Here is a 17,931-nt window from a genome sequence, read left to right on the forward strand (position 1 = left end):
CTGGATGACCTGCTGAGCGCGAAGCCCCGCGCCGCGCCGCCTCCGCCGCCCAGGCCCGCCGCGTCCAGGCCGCCGCCTCCGCCGCCCCCCGAGGACTCCGACCCGAACAAGCCGCGCGTGCCGGTGGTCGTCTTCGGCGGCGCCGCGCAGGGCGTCCGGCCGTCGATGCCGCTCACGCCCACGCCGGACTTCTCCGAGGAGGACCTGGCGGTGCTGGACGACATCGAGCGCATCTCGCGCGGCGAGGAGGCCAGCCTGGACACGGAGAAGGTGAAGCCCGCGCGCATGGTCGCGAGCCTCATCCGCCTGCTCATCCGCAAGGGCCTCATCCAGGAGTCGGAGTTCCTGGAGGAGCTGGCCCAGAAGTGACCGGGGCCGCGCCGTCGTCGGACCTCCTGGCCCCGCTGCTGGACGTGCGCGGGCTCACCACCCAGCTTTCGCTGGAGCGAGGGCCGGTGCGCGCGGTGGACGGGGTGTCCTTCACCGTGCCTCCCGGCGGCACGCTGGGGGTGGTGGGGGAGAGCGGCTGCGGCAAGAGCCTCACCGCGCTGTCGGTGATGCGGCTCGTCCCCCAGCCGCCCGGCCGGGTGGTGGCCGGCGAGGTGCTCTTCCGGGGACAGGACCTCTTGCGCCTGCCGGAGCCGGAGATGCGGCGCGTGCGCGGACGGCACGTGGCCATGGTCTTCCAGGAGCCGATGACGTCGCTCAACCCCGTCTTCACCGTGGGCGAGCAGATTGGCGAAGGCGTCCGGCTGCACCTGAAGGCGTCCCGGGCGCAGGCGCGTGAGCGCGCGGTGGAGATGCTGCGGCAGGTGGGCATCCCGGCCCCCGGCGAGCGCGTGGACGCGTACCCGCACCAGCTCTCCGGCGGCATGCGCCAGCGCGTGATGATCGCCATGGCGCTCGCGTGCGACCCGGCGCTGCTCATCGCGGACGAGCCCACCACGGCGCTGGACGTCACCATCCAGGCGCAGATCCTGGACCTGCTCAAGCGCCTGCAGACCGAGCGCCACATGGCGGTGATGCTGATCACCCACGACCTGGGCGTGGTGGCGGGAAGCTGCGACGCGGTGGCGGTGATGTACGCGGGCCGCATCGTGGAGCAGGCCCCGGTGCGCGAGCTCTTCGCCCGGCCCGCGCACCCGTACACGGCGGGCCTGTTGCGCTCCATCCCGTCCCTGCACGACGCGGGCGCGGCGGTGGAGGGGGAGAAGCGCCGGCTGAAGGCGATTCCCGGCATGGTGCCGTCCCTGGGAGCGCTGCCCTCCGGGTGCGCGTTCCGCGACCGGTGCGACCGCGCCTCTGAACTGTGTGCCCGCGTCACGCCCGCGCTGGAGCCCAAGCGCGGGGGCCAGTGGGCCGCCTGCCACCACCCGGTGCCCGCGCCATGAGCGAACCGCTGGTCCAGGTGCGCGACCTGAAGGTGCACTTCCCGGTGCGCGGCGGCTGGCTCGGGCGCACGAAGGGCGCGGTGCGCGCGGTGGACGGCGTGTCCTTCGACGTCGCGCGCGGTGAGACGCTGGGGCTCGTGGGGGAGAGTGGCTGCGGCAAGAGCACCCTGGGCCGCGCCGTGCTGCGCCTGCTGGAGCCCACGGCCGGCTCCATCCGCGTGGACGGGCGCGAGCTCACCGGCCTGTCGCAGCGCCAGTTGCGGCCCCTGCGCCGGCGCATGCAGCTCGTCTTCCAGGATCCGTACGCCTCGCTCAACCCGCGCATGACGGTGGGGGACATCCTCGCGGAGCCCTTCGCCATCCATGGCCTTGCGAAGGGCAGGGCGCGCGAGGAGGAGGTGCTGTCGCTCCTGGATGCCATGGGCCTGCCCCGCGAGGCCCGGCACCGCTACCCGCACGAGTTCTCCGGCGGGCAGCGCCAGCGCATCGGCATTGCACGTGCCATCGCGTTGCGCCCGGACCTGGTGGTGGCGGATGAGCCCATCAGCGCGCTGGACGTCTCCATCCAGGCGCAGATCGTCAACCTGCTGGTGGACCTGCAGCGCGAGCGCGGGCTCACCTACGTCTTCATCGCGCACGACCTGAAGATCGTGGAGTACGTGTCCACGCGCGTGGCGGTGATGTACCTGGGCCGCATCGTGGAGGTGGCGCCCTCCCGCGTGCTGTACGCGGGGCCCCGTCATCCGTACACGCAGGCGCTGCTGTCCGCGGTGCCGGTGCCGGATCCAGAGCGTCCCCGCGCGCGCCTGCTCCTGCCGGGAGAGCCGCCCTCGCCGCTGTCGCCTCCGTCCGGGTGTTCGTTCCACCCGCGCTGCCCCTACGTGATGGAGCGCTGCCGGCGCGAGTCGCCGCCGCTCTACCCGCTGGGGGAGGGCCACGCCGCCGCATGCTTCCTGGCCGAAGGGGATGCCCGGAGCGCCGGGCCCGTTCCCCCTGTTTCCGCGTCCGACGGAGGTCCCGGTGTTCTGGCTCAGCCATCATCACGCGGATGAGTACAACCGCACGTACGCGCTGGGCGGGGTGCGCGTCTGCGCGCGCTGTCTGGGCACGTACCCGGTGCTCGCCGCCGTCTTCGTGGGGCTGTTCGTGCTGCGGGCGCCGCTCGCGTGGGCGTGGGACGTGCCGGTGGGCGTGGCGCTCACGCTGCCGGCCCTGGTGGACTGGGCGGTGGGGCGCTTCCGTCCGGCCTCCGGCAACAACGCGGTGCGCACGCTGACCGGGGTGTTGCTGGGGTTGGGACTTGGCCGCTCGCTGTACATCCACGTGCAGCGCCCGCTGCCGGCGGTGCTGCTGGCACAGGCACTCCTGGTGACAGGGGTGGCGGTCCCTGTCATTCTCGCCACTTACCGGCGTCCACGGCCGGAATAGACCTTTCCCGTAGGCCTGTCCGTTACAGGCACAGGGCGGGAAGGGGATGGCACCCGTGGCTTCATGGGCACAGGGGGAGAGTTGGCACCCGAAACCTCAGACGAGCGGCTGATGCTCGCCTTCCAGGCGGGAGACGCGCGCGCGTTCGAAGCGCTGATGCGAAAGCACCGCGCGCCGGTGTTCAACTTCATCCTGCGCTTCGTCGGGCAGCGGGCGCGGGCGGAGGACGTGCTGCAGGAGACGTGGCTCAAGGTGGTTCGCAGCGCCCGGGAATACACGCCGAAGGCCCGGTTCACGACCTGGCTGTACACCATCGCGAGGAACCTCTGCGTGGACAGCACGCGCAAAGAGAGCTACCGCCAGACGACATCCCTGGAAGCCCCCGTGGGTGGCACGGACGGGGACGAGGGACGTCCGCTGGGCGAGGGGCTGCCGGACTCCGGTGCCAGTCCGGAGCGCGGGGCGCACAACGCGCGCCTGCGGCCCCTGCTGGAGCGGGCCCTCGCGGGCCTGCCGGAAGAGCAGCGCGAGGTGTTCGTGCTGCGCGAGTACAGCGGCATCCCGTTCAAGGAGATCGCCGAGGTGACGGGCGTGTCCGAGAACACCGTGAAGAGTCGGATGCGCTACGCGTTGGAGGGACTGCGCCGTCGTCTGGGAGAGCTGGGCGTGGATGGCGACCTGTCGGAGGATGGAAGGACGGTGGCGGGATGAGTGCCCAGAATGCCCACGCGCACGAGGACCGGCTCCTCGACTTCGCCTACGGCGAGCTGCCGGCGTCGGAGGCCCAGTCGCTGGAGCAGCACGTCCAGGGCTGCGCGCGCTGCTCCAAGGCCCTGTCGGACATCCGCGGCGTGCGCTCCACGATGGCGCACCTGTCGGTTGAACCGCCGCCGGACGCCGGCCTGGAGTCGCTCCTGGCGTACGCGCAGCAGTCCGCGCGCCGCGCCGCCGCGGGCCCCGAACCGAAGCCCTCGCGCTGGCGCCGCTGGCTGTTGCCCGCGGTGGGCCTGGCCACGGTGAGCACCTTCGGCGTGTTGACGCTGGAGGTCAGCAAGAACGTCAACCTGGAGCCGGCGCTGTCGCAGAAGGCCGCACCGGCCGCCGTCAGGCAGAACGAAGCGATGGCCAAGGCAGAGGCCTTTGATGACGCCCCGGCCGCGCAGGAGGCTCCCTCGGCCATGAAGGCCGCGCCGGCCCCCTCGTCCGGCGCGCTGCTGGACCGTGCGAGGACGAAGCAGGCCGAAGCCTCCCTTGGCTCCAAGGGTGGGGGCGAAGGTCGGCCCTCGGACTGGATGAACGCTGGCAGCGGGGGCGCCCTGCTGGAGCGGCGTGGCGGGCCGGGCCTGGAGGGAAAGAAGAAGGTGTCCAGCTTCCGCAAGTCGGAGGCGGAAGTGGACGCGCTCCAGGCTCCGTCGGCGGTGATGGACGAGGAGGCGAAGGACTCCGCGCTCGCGCAGGGCATGCTCAACCAGGCACCGGCTGGCGTCAGCTCCGGCCTTGCCGACACGGGAGGCGGCAGCGACAAGTTCCGGAAGGAGGAGGGCAGCGCGTTGCGGTTGGGCGGTGCGTCCTATGGACGGGGACTCGCCCGGGACGACGCTGATCTCGCCGAAGAGGCCGCCCCTCCGCCGCCTTCGCCCGTGGTCGCCGCCGCGCCCGCGCCTTCCACGCCGATGCCCACGGGCTCCGCCGCCCCGCCGCGTGATGAGCCGCCGGCTCCCGGCAAGGCGATGCCCCCCCCCGAGCCGCAAGCCGCCCGCGAGCAGCAGGCCGCCCGCGCGCCCTTGCCCGCGACCGCTTCCAAGCCGAAGTCCGCGCCTGCGGAGAAGGCCGCCCGCGCCGACGCGATGACCGCCCGCGATCTGTCGCGGCAGGCGCAGGAGGCCGCGAGCCGGGGCGACCGCGCCCGGGAGTCCCAGTTGCTGCGTGCCGCGCTCGCGGCCGGTGTCACCGGAAGCGAACGGCTGTCGCTGCTCTCACGCCTATGCGAAGCGGAGTACGCCCAGGGCCGCAGGACGGAGGGCGCGGAGGTCTGCGCGCGCATCGTCATGGAGGCGCCAGAGTCCGAAGCGGCCCAGCGGGCCGGGATGTGGCTGGGGCAGGGTGCGGAGACGACCGTCCCCACGAAGGCTCCGGCCCAGGCCGCTCCCGCGCAGTAGCGGGGCAGGCCCGGGCCGTCCGTGGCGGCCGGTCCAGTCCAGATGACCGATGCATGGGGCCCCCGGAGCCTGGATACTGGGAGGATGAGGCCGGACGTGGATCATCCCCCTGTGAGCACCCCCCGGAAGGCAGCGCCGCGCTCCCTGCGCCGCGCCCGCCGGGGTCAGGCCATGGTCGAGTACTCGGTGCTCAACTGGGTGCTGCTCGTGGCGCTCGTTGTCGGCGCCACCGTGAAGATCCGGTGGTCCGAGGACCGGCAGAGCAACGTCATCGACCTGTTCCTCGAGGCGTACGAGATCTATTACGACTCGTTCTACTTCGTGCTGAACCTGCCGTTCCCCTGACGCCCGGGAGCAGCGCGGATCATCGCCAGGGTGCGTCATCCAACCTGGCAGGCAGGGAGGCGCTGGGGCCCCAGGGTGTCCTGGGATTCCGTTCTATCGTGAGAGGTGGTTTTGACACCTGCTCTGGCGCATGGCTAACATCCCGCCCGTTCGCGCCCTGGCATCGCCCCCACGTCAAAGCTGTCTTGCCGCCACGACGGCGCCCCACCGTTCTGGAGGACCTTGAACCATGTTGAAGGGTAAGACCCCGCTCGTCGTCGCGCTGGTGCTCGGTTTGCTCGCGGGCATCGTGGCCTATTCGGCCATCAAGAAGAAGGAATCGGATGTGCGTCGCGGGTGGAATCTGGTGCCCGTGGTGGTCGCGGGCACGGACATGCCCGAAGGGACGGTCATCACGTACGAGATGATCTCCCAGCGCTCCGTGCCCGAGCAGTTCGTCACCTCGTCGGTGGTGAAGCCGGACTCGGCCAACTACATCGTGAACCAGAAGGTGCTGGTGGCGCTGCAGGCGGGCGACCCCATCCTCTGGAGCCAGTTCGAGACGACGAAGGCCGCCGAGCGCCTGTCGACGAAGGTGCAGAAGAAGGCGCGCGCCATCACCATCGAGGCGAAGCAGACGACGGCGGTGGGCGGTTGGATCCGCCCCAACGACCACGTGGACATCATCGGCACGTTCCGCGATCCGCAGACGGACGAGAGCGTCGCCGTGACGCTGCTGCAGAACATCATCGTGGTCGCCACGGGCAAGATCACCGGCACCACGAACATCAACCTCATCCCGGAGAACCAGCGCGAGTACAGCAACGTGTCGCTGATGGTGCTGCCGGAAGAGGCGGAGATCCTGGTGCTCGCGGCGGAGCTGGGCAACCTGACCCTGTCCTTGCGCAACGAGGACGACGTGGACCTCATCGAGGAGCGCGGTCGCGCCACCATCAGCACGCTGCTGTCCGGCGAGCGCACCCGGGTGCTGGAGCAGAAGCGCCGGGAGATCATCCAGATCATCAAGGGCGGTGGCGGCGAGAAGGCCTCGGCCGGCTCTCCGTAGTGGCCCGCCGGGGCTGCTTCGTCTGAAGCGGCCCCGCCGGCTTCTCCCTCTTCCTCAGGGGATTCGCGCCCATGCTCGCAGGTATCGTCCTCCTTCTCGTCACCGGCTCGGTGTTCTTCTTCAGCCTGGTGATCTTCAGCGTCCTGTCGAAGGCGTATGAGCAGTACCAGGAGCGCTACGTCGCCAAGTCGATGAACGACTTGAGCGACATGTTCCTCTTCATCGATGCGCGGCAGATGTTGATCCTCAACATCGCGTGCATGTGCCTTCTGGGCATCCTCAGCTACATCATCTTCAACCCCATCCTGGCGCTGCTCGCGACCATCTTCGGCTTCTTCCTGCCGATGCTGATGGTGAAGCACTACCGCAAGCGCCGGATCAAGAAGTTCAACGTGCAGCTGGTGGACGCGCTGCAGGCCATGGCCAACGCGTTCAAGGCGGGCCTCACGTTCCCGCAGGCCATCGAGCACGTGGCGCGCGAGGCGATGCCGCCGCTGTCGCAGGAGTTCGGCCTGTTCGTGAAGGAAGTGAAGCTGGGCGTCCCCCTGGAAGAGGCCCTGGTGAACATGGGCCGCCGCGTGGGCAGTGACGACCTGGAGCTGGTGGTGGTGTCCACCAACATCGCGCGCCAGCTGGGCGGCAACATGGCGGAGATGTTCGAGACCATCTCCACGGTGATCCGCGAGCGCTTCCGCCTGGAGGGCAAGATCGACGCCCTCACGTCACAGGGCAAGCTGCAGGGGTGGATCGTCGCGGCCATGCCGGCGGTGCTCGGCATGGTGCTCAACTACATGCGTCCGGACCTGATGGAGCCGATGTTGGATCACTTCTTCGGCTACATCCTGGTGACCATCATCGCCATCATGGAGATCATGGGCATCCTCATCATCCGGCGCATCGTCAACATCGACATCTGAAACGAGGCGCACCGTGCAGGAGATTCTGACAGCCTTGCTGATGGGCGGTTCGGCGCTGCTGACCGCGGGGGCCGTGGCGTTCCTGGGCGTGGGCGTCTACCACAACGTCCTGGAGCACTTCCTCACGGAGGTCCGCGACGAGTCCGCGGGCGGCGTGAAGGGCGTGGGCTCCGTCGCCATCCGCAAGCTGGGCGCCATGAACCGGCGCTTCATGTGGCCGGGCTACGAGTCCAAGACGCGCCGCAAGCTCATCAAGGCGGGCGAGCCGTCGCAGTACAAGCCCGAGGACATCATGGCGCTGCAGGAAGTCAGCGCCTTCCTGGCCCTGCTGGCCGGGCTCTTCGTCATCAACGGCATCGGGATGAACCTGGCCTGGTCGCTCCTGGTGATGCTCCTGGGCCTGTTCTATCCGCTCATCTGGTTGAACGATCAGGTGAAGCGCCGTCACCTGGCCATCAGCCGCGCGCTTCCGTACAACCTGGACCTGCTGACGCTGTCGGTGGAAGCGGGCATGGACTTCACGGGCGCGCTGGCGAAGGTGGTGGAGAAGGGCCGTCAGGGGCCGCTGCGCGAGGAGCTGCAGCTGGTGCTCAAGCAGCTGAAGATGGGCAAGACGCGTGAAGAGGGCTTGAAGAGCATGATCGCGCGCGTGGACCTGCCGCCCCTGACGACGTTCGTCACGGCGCTGATCCAGGCGGACAAGATGGGAACGAGCCTGGGCAAGGTGCTGCGCATCCAGTCCACGCAGATGCGCATCGACCGGACGCAGCGCGCGGAGAAGCTGGCGGGTGAAGCGCCGGTGAAGATGCTCTTCCCGCTCATCGCCTGCATCTTCCCGACGGTGTTCATGGTGCTCTTCGGGCCCATCGTGTTCCAGTTCATGTACGGCAACGTCGGGGGCTAGTCCTCTGCCCATCCTGCTCACCATCACCCAGGGGCTCCAGGTCGGGAGGGAGCTCGCCTTCGAGCAGGCCGAGGTGAAGATCGGCCGGACCTCGGAGAACGACCTGGTGCTGCATGACCACGGGGTCTCCCGGCGTCATGCCCGCATCACGGCGCGGGACGGGCGGTACTTCGCCGAGGACGTGGGCAGTGCCAACGGCACGCAGCTCAACGGCCAGCCGCTCGGCGGCGAGAAGCAGCTGCGCGACGGGGATCGCATCACCGTCGGGCCGGTGGAGTTCACCTTCGTCTGGATGCCGCAGGACGAGGAGGCGGACGTCACCCGGCCCATCCGCAGGGCGCTCGCGCCGCCGCACGCGCAGGTGTCGCCGCCCCAGGGCCTGGAGCAGGCCTCGCTCGCGGAGATCGAAGCCGCGCCCACGAGCTACCAGCAGTCGCTGCCGGTGCTGGCGAGGCCGTCCTTCCAGCCGACCCCCCAGCGCTCCGGGGCCGCCGCGAGGAGCATGGCGACGCCCGCGCCACCGCTGGCGCCGTCTCCCGCGAGGAAGCCGGAGGCCGTGGTGCCTCCGCCGAAACGGCCCTCCGCGCCCGACCTTCCCGCGGTCGGAGCGCCCGCGCAGGGTCGCGCTTCCGGACCGGGCCTTCCTGCTGTCGGCGCACCCGCGCCGAGCAGGGCTGCCCCTCCGGCGGGAGCGACTCCCGCGCAGGGGCGCGCCTCGGCACCGGGCCCTTCCGTCGCGGGTGCTCCCGCGAAGAGCGGACCTCTTGCTTCGAGCCAGTCCGCCGCTGGCGCCTCCACGTCGGGCAAATTCGCGGCACCGGGCCCTGCCTCTCCAGACGCCTCCGCTTCTCCGAACAAGGCCGCCCCTCCGGGCCGGCCCGTGCTCGCTGCCGCCACGCCGAAGAAGGCCGCCCCGGGCCTGCCCGCGGTTGGCGCGCCCGCGCTGAATCGCCCCTCCCTGGGGCGCGGCGCCGCGCGAGGGGCCGAGCCTGCGAAGTCCCCGTCTCTCCAGGCGGATGCCGCCGCCGCGCCGCCGGGCCCGTCCGCCCCGCGAAGGGACGCGCCGCCCGTCGCTCCTCCCTCGAGTGCGAAGTCGCCCGCGTCGCCACCCGTGCTCAAGAATGCGGTGGCGTCGGTGCCCCTGCTGCCTTCCGTCCCGGCGCTGGCGCCCGCCGTGGCTCCCGTGCCCGTGCGTGGCGGAACAGCTCCCGCGTCAGGGGCTCCTGGCCTCCCCGTGCTGTCCTTCCCCGGTCACATGCCGCCTCCGGTGAGCGCTCCCGTGGCTTCGTGGAACGCGCCTCCGGTGGGCCTGTCCCCGGTGGATCCGGACGAGCCCGAAGAGCGCACGCTGATGGCGATCTCCGCGGTGGAGTCGTCGGAGCCTGTGCTTCCTCCTCCTCCGGTGGGTCTGTCCCCGGTGGATCCGGACGAGCCCGAAGAGCACACGCTCATGGCGATCTCCGCGGTGGAGTCGCCGGAGTTCCTGCTTCCGCCGCCCCCCGTGGCGCCCCCCGCGCTGTCCTTCTCGGATCAGGACGAGCCCGAGGAGCGCACGCTGATGGCTATCCCCGCGGTCGTCACCCCGCCGGAGCCACCGCCCCAAGCAGCCACGGCGCCGGCGGCCCCCGAGGCACCGTCGCTTCCGCCGGTGGTGGAAGAGGAGCCCGAGGAGAGGACGGTCCTCGACCTGCGGCCCATCCCTCCCGTCAATCCGCTCGTGCCGCGTCCGGTGCTCCATGGGGTGCCCCCGAAGGTGGCCGCCCCCGTCGTCACCGAGGAACCGCCGACGTTCGTGGGGCAGGAGCAGCGCATCGCTTCCGCCCCACCCGACGAGTCGTCGGAGGTGAGGACCTTCGTCGGCCAGGACGGTCCTGGCGCGCCCCCCGTGCTGGCGCATGCTCCCGCGCGCAGCGCTCCCGTCCCGCAGCCTCCGCCCTTTGAACCGGTGACGTTCGTGGGCAAGGACCGTCCGGACGCGCCGGCGGCCTCCGCGCCGTTGTCCGGTTCGCTGCCAGGCGAGGCCGGCCTGCTGGCCCTGCTGTCCCCGGACGAGAGCGACGCCACCCAGCCCCTCCCGCCGTCCGACCCGGAGGACGCCTCCTCGCAGCCGGCGCGCTCCGTGACGGTCGTCGCGAAGGTCGAACCCTCGACCGCCGCCGACAAGGCCCGGAGGCGCCGCCAACTCGCCCGCACGCTGGGGGGCCAGTTCGTCCTGTTCTGGAACCGCCAGTCCAAGCTGCGCCGCGTCGGCTACGCGTCCGTCGCGGGCGTCATCGTCCTGGCGGCGCTGTTCGGCGTCATCACCGTCCTGTCGTCCACCTCGCTCAAGCTGCCGGGCCGGGAGCCCTTCAAGCTGGGCCTGGAGCCGGTGCCGGACTCGTTCGGCCTGGGGCAGGGCGTGCGCTGGCCCCACGCGGACGAGAAGGTCTTCGACTTCCGCTTCGTTTCGCCCACCCGCGCGGTGGCGGTGCTGCACTACCAGGCCAGCAACATCGCCAAGGACGAGGTCAACCTGTCGCTCAACGGCGTGTCCCTGGGCTGGGTCCCGCCGGACACAGCCCAGACGCAGGAGCGCGAGCTGGAGCAGGTCATGCCCCCGGGCCTGCTGCGCCGCAACGAGAACAACCAGCTGCTCTTCGACAACGCCCTCAACCCCCCGGGGCAGGAGACCTGGCGCATCTGGAACCTCCGGTTGGAGATCATCCCGGTGCCGGAGCTGCCGCCGGATCAACTGCTGGCCTCCGCTCGGGAAGCGGCGACGGCGGGCGCCCGGTTCTATGAGTTGAAGGACGTGGGCGGGGAGAACCTCTTCCGGGCCTGGCAGCAGTACCGCTCCGCGTGGATCACCCTGGAAGCGCTCGACGACAAGCCGGACCTCTACGAGGACGTCCGGGAGCGGATCGCCCGGATTTCAACAGAGCTGGACCACCGCTGCGGTCAGCTGATGCTGGAATTCCAGCAGGCGGTCCAGTTCCGCAGCCGACGGCAGGCGGTCGCGGCCCTGGCGGAAGTGCGGAGACGCTTCCCTAGCACCGAGCATCGCTGCCACAATCTCGCGCTGGAAAAAGCCTATGAGCATGAACTCTAGGGTTCGTGCCCCCCTCAGCAGGACGCGGTGAACACCATGTCGAACGGTCCTCCCCCAGCCCGCCGAAGGCCTACTTCGGGTACGCCCTCTTCCGGGACCGGACAACGCGCGCCGGTCCGCCGGTCGACCGCCGGTGTCTCCGCGCCGAAGCCCGCGAAGCTCGTGGTCATCGCGGGCCCTAGCGAGGGCGCGGAGTTCCCGCTCTCCGAGCTCGAGTACACCGTCGGTCGCGCCTCCGAAAATCCCATCTGCCTGCAGGACACGTCCGTCTCCCGGAAGCACATCACGCTGCGCAAGGAGTCCGCGGGCTGGTACGTCAGCGACATGAAGTCGGGCAACGGCACGCTCGTCAACGACGAGCCCGTCACCGACGAGACGCTGCTGGCCAACGGCGACATCATCACGATGGGCGACTCGGAGCTGCGCTACGAGGACGTGGCCAACAGCACCGCCAAGGTGCAGGCGCCCGCGGGCCCCAGCCGGCCCCGGCCAGCCCCGAGCGGGAGCCGCTCCTCCTCGGCGGTGCCCGTGCGTCCCGGCCCCGGTCGCGCGCGCCCCCAGACGTCGCGCGCCTCCGCCGCCGCGGAGCTGACGCCGGAGCTGCAGCGCAAGCGGATGCGGATGAAGCTCGCGGGCGTCGGCGTGGTGGTGGTGCTCCTCGCCGGCCTGGGCGTCGCGCGCTCGCGCATGAAGCAGCAGCAGGAGGAGCAGGGCCGCATCGAGCAGGAGCAGCGCGATTATCGCGAGCAGCTGGGCGGCATGTTCCAGGACGCCAAGAACCTGGTGCGTGAGGGCCAGTGGCAGCAGGCCAAGGTGAAGCTCCAGGAACTCCAGGAGCAGGCCCCCGAGTACCCCGGCGTGGCCGACTACCTGAAGGCCGCGGAGAAGGAGATCCCCAACCAGGGGCACCTGACCGCGGCCCAGGCGGCGATGACCCGGGGAGAGCTCGCGGCCGCGCAGGCGTCGCTCGCCAAGGTGAGCAGCGACACGCAGCTCTATGAGCAGCTGAAGACGGCCCGCCGGGCGCTGACCGACGCGGCCGACGCGCGCACGAAGGAGGCCAACACGATGATGGCCTCCCGTCAGCTGGAGTCGGTGCAGAAGGCCAAGGCCATCACCGACGACGTGCTGGCGACCTTCCCGGAGCACCGCGACGGCAAGCTCATCAACGATGAGGCCGCGCGCATCATCGCGGACCTGACGCGTCCGGAGCCCGTGAAGGTGGTGGCGGCGCCCAAGCCCTGGGAGCCCGCCGTGGACCGCTTCCGCGACGGTGACATGACCGGCGCGGTGGCCATCCTCAACACGTGCCTGGGCAAGACGCCCCAGTGCAAGCAGTACATGTCGCAGATGACGGAGTTCGGGAACCTCTACAAGAAGCTGGAGGACCTGGACGCCAAGGGCCTGACGCGGCTGCTCGCGCTCGACAAGGACATCACCGACGGCCGGGGCAGCAAGATGGCGCGCAACGCGGGCACCCGCGCGGCGACGATCTTCTACAAGAACGCCGTCGCCGCGAAGGCCTCCGCCCAGTGGACGAAGGCGATGGAGAACGCGCGCCGCGCGCTCCAGGCGGACCCCAACCACGCGGGCGCCGCGAACATCGTCAGCGACCTGCGGGGCAAGGCGAAGGACCTGTACCTCCAGGCCTACTCCATCAAGGACTCCAGCCCGGACGAGGCGCTGCCCCAGTTCAGGGACGTCGTCGCGATGACGCCGGCCGACGACGAACTGCACGGCAAGGCCCAGGGCTGGGTCGAGAAGCTGTCGCGATGAAGAAGCGCAAGGGCGCGGAGCCGCCGCCCCCCGAGGAGGGGCAGGGCGACCTCTTCGGCACGTCGCTCTTGCCTCCCCTGCGTCCAGCTTCCCCGGGGACGAAGGCCGCCGGCGGCAAGCCGGCCGCGCCCGCGCTCCCGCCGAAGGCCGAACCTGTCGCGCCGCCGCCGTTGGCCCCGGCGCCCATCCCGGTGCCGCGCGCGGAGCGCACGGTGCTGTCGGTGGGCGAGCTGACGCGCCAGTTGAAGCAGACGGTGGAGTCGCGCTTCCCGCGCGTGCTGGTGCGCGGCGAGGTGTCCAGCTTCCGTGGCGCCAACGCGCGCGGCCACTGGTACTTCACGCTCAAGGACGCGGACGCGTCCATCGACGCCAAGGTGTGGGCCTCGATGGCGTCGCGGATCCGCTTCGCGCTGCGCGACGGCATGGAGGTCCTGGCCGAGGGCAGCGTGGACCTGTACGAGCCGCAGGGCCGCTACAGCCTCATCGTCAGCCGGCTGGAGCCCGTGGGCGAGGGCGCGATGGCGCTCGCGTTCGAACAGCTCAAGCAGCGGCTGGCGGCCGAGGGGCTCATCGGCGACCGGCGCGTGCGGCCGCCCCGGCCCGTGCCCTTCCTGCCCCGGAGGATTGGCGTCGTCACCAGCCGCACGGGCGCGGCGCTCCAGGACTTCCTGCGCGTGCTGCACTCGCGCAACCCCCGGCTGGGCGTGCTGCTGGCGGACGCGCGCGTGCAGGGCGAGGGCGCCGAGGAGGACGTGGCGCGGGCCATCGAGCGGCTGGGCCGCACCGACGTGGACGTCATCGTCGTGACGCGCGGCGGAGGCTCCGTGGAGGATCTCTGGACCTTCAACGAGGAGCGGGTGGCGCGCGCCATCTTCGCCTCGCCGGTGCCGGTGGTGTCCGCCATCGGCCACGAAATCGACTTCACCATCGCGGACTTCGTCGCGGACCTGCGCTCGCCCACGCCCAGCGCGGCGGCGGAGCGGCTGTCTCCCGTCCTCGCGGACCTGGAGCTGACGCTGGCCACGCAGTCCGGACGGCTGCGCCGGGCCTTCGAGCGCCGCGTGCTGGAATTGCGCGAGCGTCAGGGCCAGCTCGCCGCGCGGCTCACCGACCCCCGGCGCGCGGTGAACCAGCAGCGCCTGCACCTGTCCGAACAGGTGGAGGCGATGATGCGCGTGCTGCGCCCCCAGGCGCGCGAACACCGCGAGCGGCTGCGCGCCCTGCAGGAGCGGTTGCAGCGGGCGCGGCCCCAGACGCGGCTGGGAGAGCAGCGCTCGCACCTGCTCAAGCTCGCCATGCGCCTGTCGGAAGCGGCGCGCGCGGGTGGCGAAGGCGCGCGCGCGGCTGCTCGAACTCCAGCGGGGGGCGCTGTCCTCCGCGCAGACGCATTTCGGACGCCTGGGGGGACGCCTGGACGCCCTGAGCCCGCTGAAGGTGATGTCGCGCGGCTACGCGGTGACGTTCCGCCAGCGGGACGGCGTCGTGGTGCGCTCCATGGGGGACGTGGTGGTGGGGGACGTGCTGGGCATCAAGCTGGCCGCCCATGGCGCCCAGACGCTGGGCGGGTGTGAAGAAATCGAAGCGACCGTCACTGGCCTGAAAGGGCCGGTGGACTGCTAGCGGGCCACCCTCTACATTCCGCGCCCCGCTCGGGGAGGTGGATGGCCGTGGCGAAGTCGGAAAAGAACCCGAAGGTGGAGGCCGCCCCCGAGCAGTACGGGGACGTGGTGTCGCGTCTGGAGCAGACGGTCGCCCGGTTGGAGAGCGGCGAGCTGTCGCTGGAGGACTCGCTCAAGGCGTTCGAGGAAGGCATCCGGCTCGTCCGCCGGGGCGAGAAGCTCCTCACGGAGGCCGAACAGCGCATCGAGCAGCTGCTGGTGGACGAGGACGGCCAGGAGGTCGTCGCGCCCCTGGCGGTGGCGTCCCGTCCCGCTCCCCAGGCTGCTCCCCGGGCGAGCAGCACGGCCCGTCCGCCGCCGGAGGACGATGTCCCGTTCTAGGAAACAGGGGAAGGGCGGAGGCCGGGAATGTCGAAGCCGAAGATCACCATTGTGGATGACGACCGTGACACGCGCGAACTGCTCTCCGAGGCCCTGGGGTCAGAAGGGTTCGAGGTGACGTCCGCGGCCAACGGCCTGCGACTGGTCGCCTCGCTGGAGCTGCACCGGCCGCACGCCATCCTCCTGGACGTGAACATGTCCTGGATCAACGGCTTCGAGCTGTGCCAGGCCGTGAAGCAGAACAAGCAGTTCCGGGACATCCCCATCATCTTCATCAGCGGGCGGGGAGACCCGGAGGACAAGCGGCGGGGCATGGAGGTCGGCGCCGCCGACTACTTCGTGAAGCCGCTGGAGCTGGACACGCTCGTCCAGCGCATCCGCGAACTCATTCCCACCGACGTGGTGCAGGAGCCTTGAAGCCGATGGCCGCCTTTGAACTGGAACCCTTCATGCGCTCGCACCAGGCGCGGGTGGAGGAGCTGCTGCGCGAGCGCGCGGACCGGCTGGTTCCCGCCGGCACGCCGGCCAGGCTCGCGGAGTCCATGCGCTATTCACTGCTCGCGGGCGGCAAGCGGCTGCGTCCGGTGATGTGCCTCGCGTTCGCGGACGCGGTGGCCAGGGCGAGCACCCGCAACGAGGTGGCCGTGGATGCGGCGTGCGCGCTGGAGTACGTGCACACCTATTCGCTGGTGCACGACGACCTGCCCAGCATGGACAACGACGACCTGCGCCGGGGCAAGCCGACGAACCACAAGATGTTCGGCGAGTCGCTGGCGCTCCTGGCCGGGGACGGGCTGCTCACGGAGGCCTTCACGGTGATGGCCAGCGGGCCGGAGCCGGTGCGCGGCCTGCTGTGCGCGGAGCTGGCGCGGGCGGCGGGCGCGGCGGGCATGGTGGGTGGCCAGGTGCTGGACACCGCGGAGGACCGGGCGGCGACGGAGGCGTACCTCATCCGGCTGCACCGGATGAAGACGGGCGCGCTCATCCGCGCGGCATGCCGCATGGGCGTGCTGGCCGGGGGCGGGGACCTGGCGGCGCTCGTGAGCGCGGAGACCTACGGCGACGCAGTGGGGCTGGCGTTCCAGATCGCCGACGACGTGCTGGACGTGACGGCCAGCGCGGAGCAGCTGGGCAAGCCCGCGGGCGCGGACGCGGAGGCCGGGCGCTTCACGTTCCCGGCGGTGCTGGGGCTGGAGGCGTCGCGGCGCCGGGCCCGTGAGCTGGTGGCGACGGCGGAGGCCGCGGTGCGTCCGCTGGAGGGCGCGGACGGTCCGCTGGCGGCCCTGGCGCGCTACTCGGTGGAGCGGACGTCCTGATGGCGGACGTGCTGTCCGGGGTGTCGTCTCCCGCGGAGGTGCGCGCGCTGTCCGAGGACGCGCTGCCTGGCCTGTGCGAGGCGCTGCGCGAGGCCATCATCACGCTGTGCGGCCGGGTGGGCGGACACCTGGGCGCGTCGCTGGGCGCGGTGGAGCTGGTGGTGGCCCTGCACCGCGTCTTCCACACGCCGCAGGACGCCCTCCTCTTCGACGTGGGGCACCAGGCGTACGCGCACAAGCTGCTCACCGGCCGGCGCGACCAGATGCACACGCTGCGGCAGGCGGGCGGCATCTCTCCGTTCCTGGATCCGCGCGAGAGCCCCCACGACGCCCTGGCGGCGGGCCACGCGTGCACGGCCATCTCCGCGGCGCTGGGCGTGCTCGCGGGCCGGCGACAGTTGCATCACCGGGGCCACGTGGTGGCGGTGGTGGGGGACGGCGCGCTCACCGGCGGCCTGAGCTTCGAGGGCCTCAACAACGCCGGAGGCAGCCACCTGCCGCTGGTGGTGGTGGTCAACGACAACCAGATGTCCATCAGCGCGAACGTGGGCGCCATCCCCGCGCTCCTGCGCACGCGCAACGCGAGGGCGTTCTTCGAATCGCTGGGCTTCACCTACCTGGGCCCGGTGGACGGGCACGACCTGGGCGCGCTCACGCAGGCGCTGCGCGAGGCGAAGGCCTCCTCGCGGCCGGTGGTGGTGCACGCGCTGACGAAGAAGGGGCGCGGCTTTCCCCCCGCGGAGGCCGACGAGCAGACGCGCGGCCATGCGATGGGGCCCTACGAGTGGCGCGCCGGCAAGCTCGTGCGCTCGCGCGGGGGACTGCCCACGTTCAGCGAGGCGTTCGCCACGGTGCTGGGCGAAGCGCTGGAGCGGGATCCGCGCGTGGTGGCCGTCACGCCCGCGATGCTGGAGGGCTCCGCGCTCACGGGCCTGAAGGCGCGCTTCCCGGACCGCGTGCACGACGTGGGCATCGCGGAGCAGCACGCCGTCACCTTCTGCGCGGGACTGGCCGCGGCGGGGGCTCGGCCGGTGTGCGTCGTCTACTCCACCTTCCTCCAGCGCGCGTATGATCAGGTGGTCCACGACGTGTGCCTGCCGGGCCTGCCCGTCGTCTTCGCGGTGGACCGCGCGGGGCTGGTGGGCGCGGATGGCGCCACGCACCAGGGCGCGTACGACGTGTCCTTCCTCCGGCCGCTGCCGGGCCTGACGCAGTGGGCCCCGGTGGTGGGCGAGGACCTGTCGCCCATGCTCACCACCGCGCTCCAGGCCCCCGGGCCGTCCGTGCTGCGCTTCCCGCGTGGCACGCTGCCGGCGGTGCCCCCGGAGCTGCACGTGGGCGAGGCGCCCGTGGCGGGAGCCCGCTGGCTGAAGCGCGCGGCCGTGCCCCGGCTGACGCTGGTGACGCTGGGCCCGCTGGGGCTCGCGGCACTGGAGGCCGTGCGGAACGAACCGGACTGGAGCGTGCTGGATGCGCGCCGGGCCTGGCCGCTGGATGAAGCGGCGCTGCTGGAGGCCGCGGCGGGTGGGCACGTGGTGGTGGCGGAAGAGGGCACCACCACG

At 71.4% G+C, this 17,931-nt stretch carries 15 protein-coding genes and 2 pseudogenes; all 17 read left to right on the forward strand.

Annotated elements, in window-relative coordinates; all coding sequences use genetic code 11:
• A pseudogene (locus D7Y13_RS22985) lies at positions 1 to 369 on the forward strand (GspE/PulE/PilB domain-containing protein); the annotation flags it as partial.
• Positions 366 to 1,391 carry an ABC transporter ATP-binding protein gene (locus D7Y13_RS22990; RefSeq protein ID WP_199732642.1) on the forward strand — a complete coding sequence of 342 codons (1,026 nt, stop codon included), beginning with the start codon at positions 366 to 368 and terminating at the stop codon, positions 1,389 to 1,391. The pseudogene D7Y13_RS22985 and the gene D7Y13_RS22990, both read left to right, overlap by 4 nt.
• Positions 1,388 to 2,443 (forward strand): ABC transporter ATP-binding protein, encoded by a 1,056-nt coding sequence (locus D7Y13_RS22995; RefSeq protein ID WP_199732643.1) that lies wholly within the window; start codon positions 1,388 to 1,390, stop codon positions 2,441 to 2,443. Before D7Y13_RS22990 ends, D7Y13_RS22995 begins: the two co-directional genes overlap by 4 nt.
• A complete protein-coding gene (locus D7Y13_RS23000) occupies positions 2,412 to 2,819 on the forward strand; it encodes a DUF2085 domain-containing protein (RefSeq protein WP_120535132.1) in 408 nt (135 codons plus the stop codon). Before D7Y13_RS22995 ends, D7Y13_RS23000 begins: the two co-directional genes overlap by 32 nt.
• Positions 2,820 to 2,882: 63 nt before the next feature.
• Complete coding sequence (locus D7Y13_RS23005) at positions 2,883 to 3,530, forward strand: RNA polymerase sigma factor (protein ID WP_120535133.1); 648 nt, start codon at positions 2,883 to 2,885, stop codon at positions 3,528 to 3,530.
• Positions 3,527 to 4,978, forward strand: coding sequence for an anti-sigma factor family protein (locus tag D7Y13_RS48125; protein ID WP_233595226.1), 1,452 nt, complete (start codon positions 3,527 to 3,529; stop codon positions 4,976 to 4,978). Before D7Y13_RS23005 ends, D7Y13_RS48125 begins: the two co-directional genes overlap by 4 nt.
• A 96-nt stretch (positions 4,979 to 5,074) precedes the next feature.
• Entirely contained in the window at positions 5,075 to 5,323 is a 249-nt protein-coding gene (locus tag D7Y13_RS23015) for a hypothetical protein (protein WP_147444131.1), read from the forward strand.
• Between the two features lie 229 nt (positions 5,324 to 5,552).
• On the forward strand, positions 5,553 to 6,368 hold the full coding sequence (cpaB, locus tag D7Y13_RS23020) for a Flp pilus assembly protein CpaB (RefSeq protein ID WP_120535135.1): 816 nt from the start codon (positions 5,553 to 5,555) through the stop codon (positions 6,366 to 6,368).
• A 71-nt stretch (positions 6,369 to 6,439) separates the two neighbouring features.
• Positions 6,440 to 7,285 carry a type II secretion system F family protein gene (locus D7Y13_RS23025; protein WP_120535136.1) on the forward strand — a complete coding sequence of 282 codons (846 nt, stop codon included), beginning with the start codon at positions 6,440 to 6,442 and terminating at the stop codon, positions 7,283 to 7,285.
• A gap of 40 nt (positions 7,286 to 7,325) precedes the next feature.
• On the forward strand, positions 7,326 to 8,189 hold the full coding sequence (locus D7Y13_RS23030; RefSeq protein ID WP_370450796.1) for a type II secretion system F family protein: 864 nt from the start codon (positions 7,326 to 7,328) through the stop codon (positions 8,187 to 8,189).
• A gap of 22 nt (positions 8,190 to 8,211) precedes the next feature.
• Positions 8,212 to 11,277 carry an FHA domain-containing protein gene (locus D7Y13_RS48130; RefSeq protein WP_370451620.1) on the forward strand — a complete coding sequence of 1,022 codons (3,066 nt, stop codon included), beginning with the start codon at positions 8,212 to 8,214 and terminating at the stop codon, positions 11,275 to 11,277.
• 36 nt (positions 11,278 to 11,313) lie between these two features.
• The gene (locus D7Y13_RS23040) at positions 11,314 to 13,053 is read left to right on the forward strand and encodes an FHA domain-containing protein (protein ID WP_199732644.1); all 1,740 of its coding nucleotides are present in this window, start codon (positions 11,314 to 11,316) and stop codon (positions 13,051 to 13,053) included.
• Positions 13,050 to 14,673, forward strand: a pseudogene (xseA, locus tag D7Y13_RS23045) (exodeoxyribonuclease VII large subunit). Before D7Y13_RS23040 ends, xseA begins: the two are co-directional and overlap by 4 nt.
• Before the next feature lie 41 nt (positions 14,674 to 14,714).
• Complete coding sequence (gene xseB / locus D7Y13_RS23050) at positions 14,715 to 15,053, forward strand: exodeoxyribonuclease VII small subunit (RefSeq protein WP_120535140.1); 339 nt, start codon at positions 14,715 to 14,717, stop codon at positions 15,051 to 15,053.
• Between the two features lie 27 nt (positions 15,054 to 15,080).
• Positions 15,081 to 15,470: a response regulator gene (locus D7Y13_RS23055; RefSeq protein ID WP_120535141.1), complete on the forward strand. Its 390-nt coding sequence runs from the start codon at positions 15,081 to 15,083 to the stop codon at positions 15,468 to 15,470.
• A 5-nt stretch (positions 15,471 to 15,475) separates the two neighbouring features.
• Positions 15,476 to 16,369, forward strand: a complete 894-nt coding sequence (locus tag D7Y13_RS23060) for a polyprenyl synthetase family protein (RefSeq protein ID WP_120581908.1) — start codon at positions 15,476 to 15,478, stop codon at positions 16,367 to 16,369.
• Positions 16,369 to 17,931: 1-deoxy-D-xylulose-5-phosphate synthase (locus D7Y13_RS23065; RefSeq protein WP_120630774.1), on the forward strand; the 1,563-nt coding region annotated here is incomplete at its 3' end. The genes D7Y13_RS23060 and D7Y13_RS23065, both read left to right, overlap by 1 nt.

The sequence above is a fragment of the Corallococcus praedator genome (genome assembly GCF_003612125.1).
Classification (GTDB): Bacteria; Myxococcota; Myxococcia; order Myxococcales; family Myxococcaceae; genus Corallococcus; species Corallococcus praedator.

What these genes read in the sequence shown, in the direction of transcription:
- D7Y13_RS22995 (WP_199732643.1), top strand. Translation starts at nt 1,388, where the DNA reads ATGAGCGAACCGCTGGTCCAGGTGCGCGACCTGAAGGTGCACTTCCCG.
- D7Y13_RS23005 (WP_120535133.1), top strand. Translation starts at nt 2,883, where the DNA reads ATGGGCACAGGGGGAGAGTTGGCACCCGAAACCTCAGACGAGCGGCTG.
- D7Y13_RS48125 (WP_233595226.1), top strand. Translation starts at nt 3,527, where the DNA reads ATGAGTGCCCAGAATGCCCACGCGCACGAGGACCGGCTCCTCGACTTC.
- cpaB (WP_120535135.1), top strand. Translation starts at nt 5,553, where the DNA reads ATGTTGAAGGGTAAGACCCCGCTCGTCGTCGCGCTGGTGCTCGGTTTG.
- D7Y13_RS23025 (WP_120535136.1), top strand. Translation starts at nt 6,440, where the DNA reads ATGCTCGCAGGTATCGTCCTCCTTCTCGTCACCGGCTCGGTGTTCTTC.
- D7Y13_RS23030 (WP_370450796.1), top strand. Translation starts at nt 7,326, where the DNA reads ATGGGCGGTTCGGCGCTGCTGACCGCGGGGGCCGTGGCGTTCCTGGGC.
- D7Y13_RS23040 (WP_199732644.1), top strand. Translation starts at nt 11,314, where the DNA reads ATGTCGAACGGTCCTCCCCCAGCCCGCCGAAGGCCTACTTCGGGTACG.
- xseB (WP_120535140.1), top strand. Translation starts at nt 14,715, where the DNA reads ATGGCCGTGGCGAAGTCGGAAAAGAACCCGAAGGTGGAGGCCGCCCCC.
- D7Y13_RS23055 (WP_120535141.1), top strand. Translation starts at nt 15,081, where the DNA reads ATGTCGAAGCCGAAGATCACCATTGTGGATGACGACCGTGACACGCGC.
- D7Y13_RS23060 (WP_120581908.1), top strand. Translation starts at nt 15,476, where the DNA reads ATGGCCGCCTTTGAACTGGAACCCTTCATGCGCTCGCACCAGGCGCGG.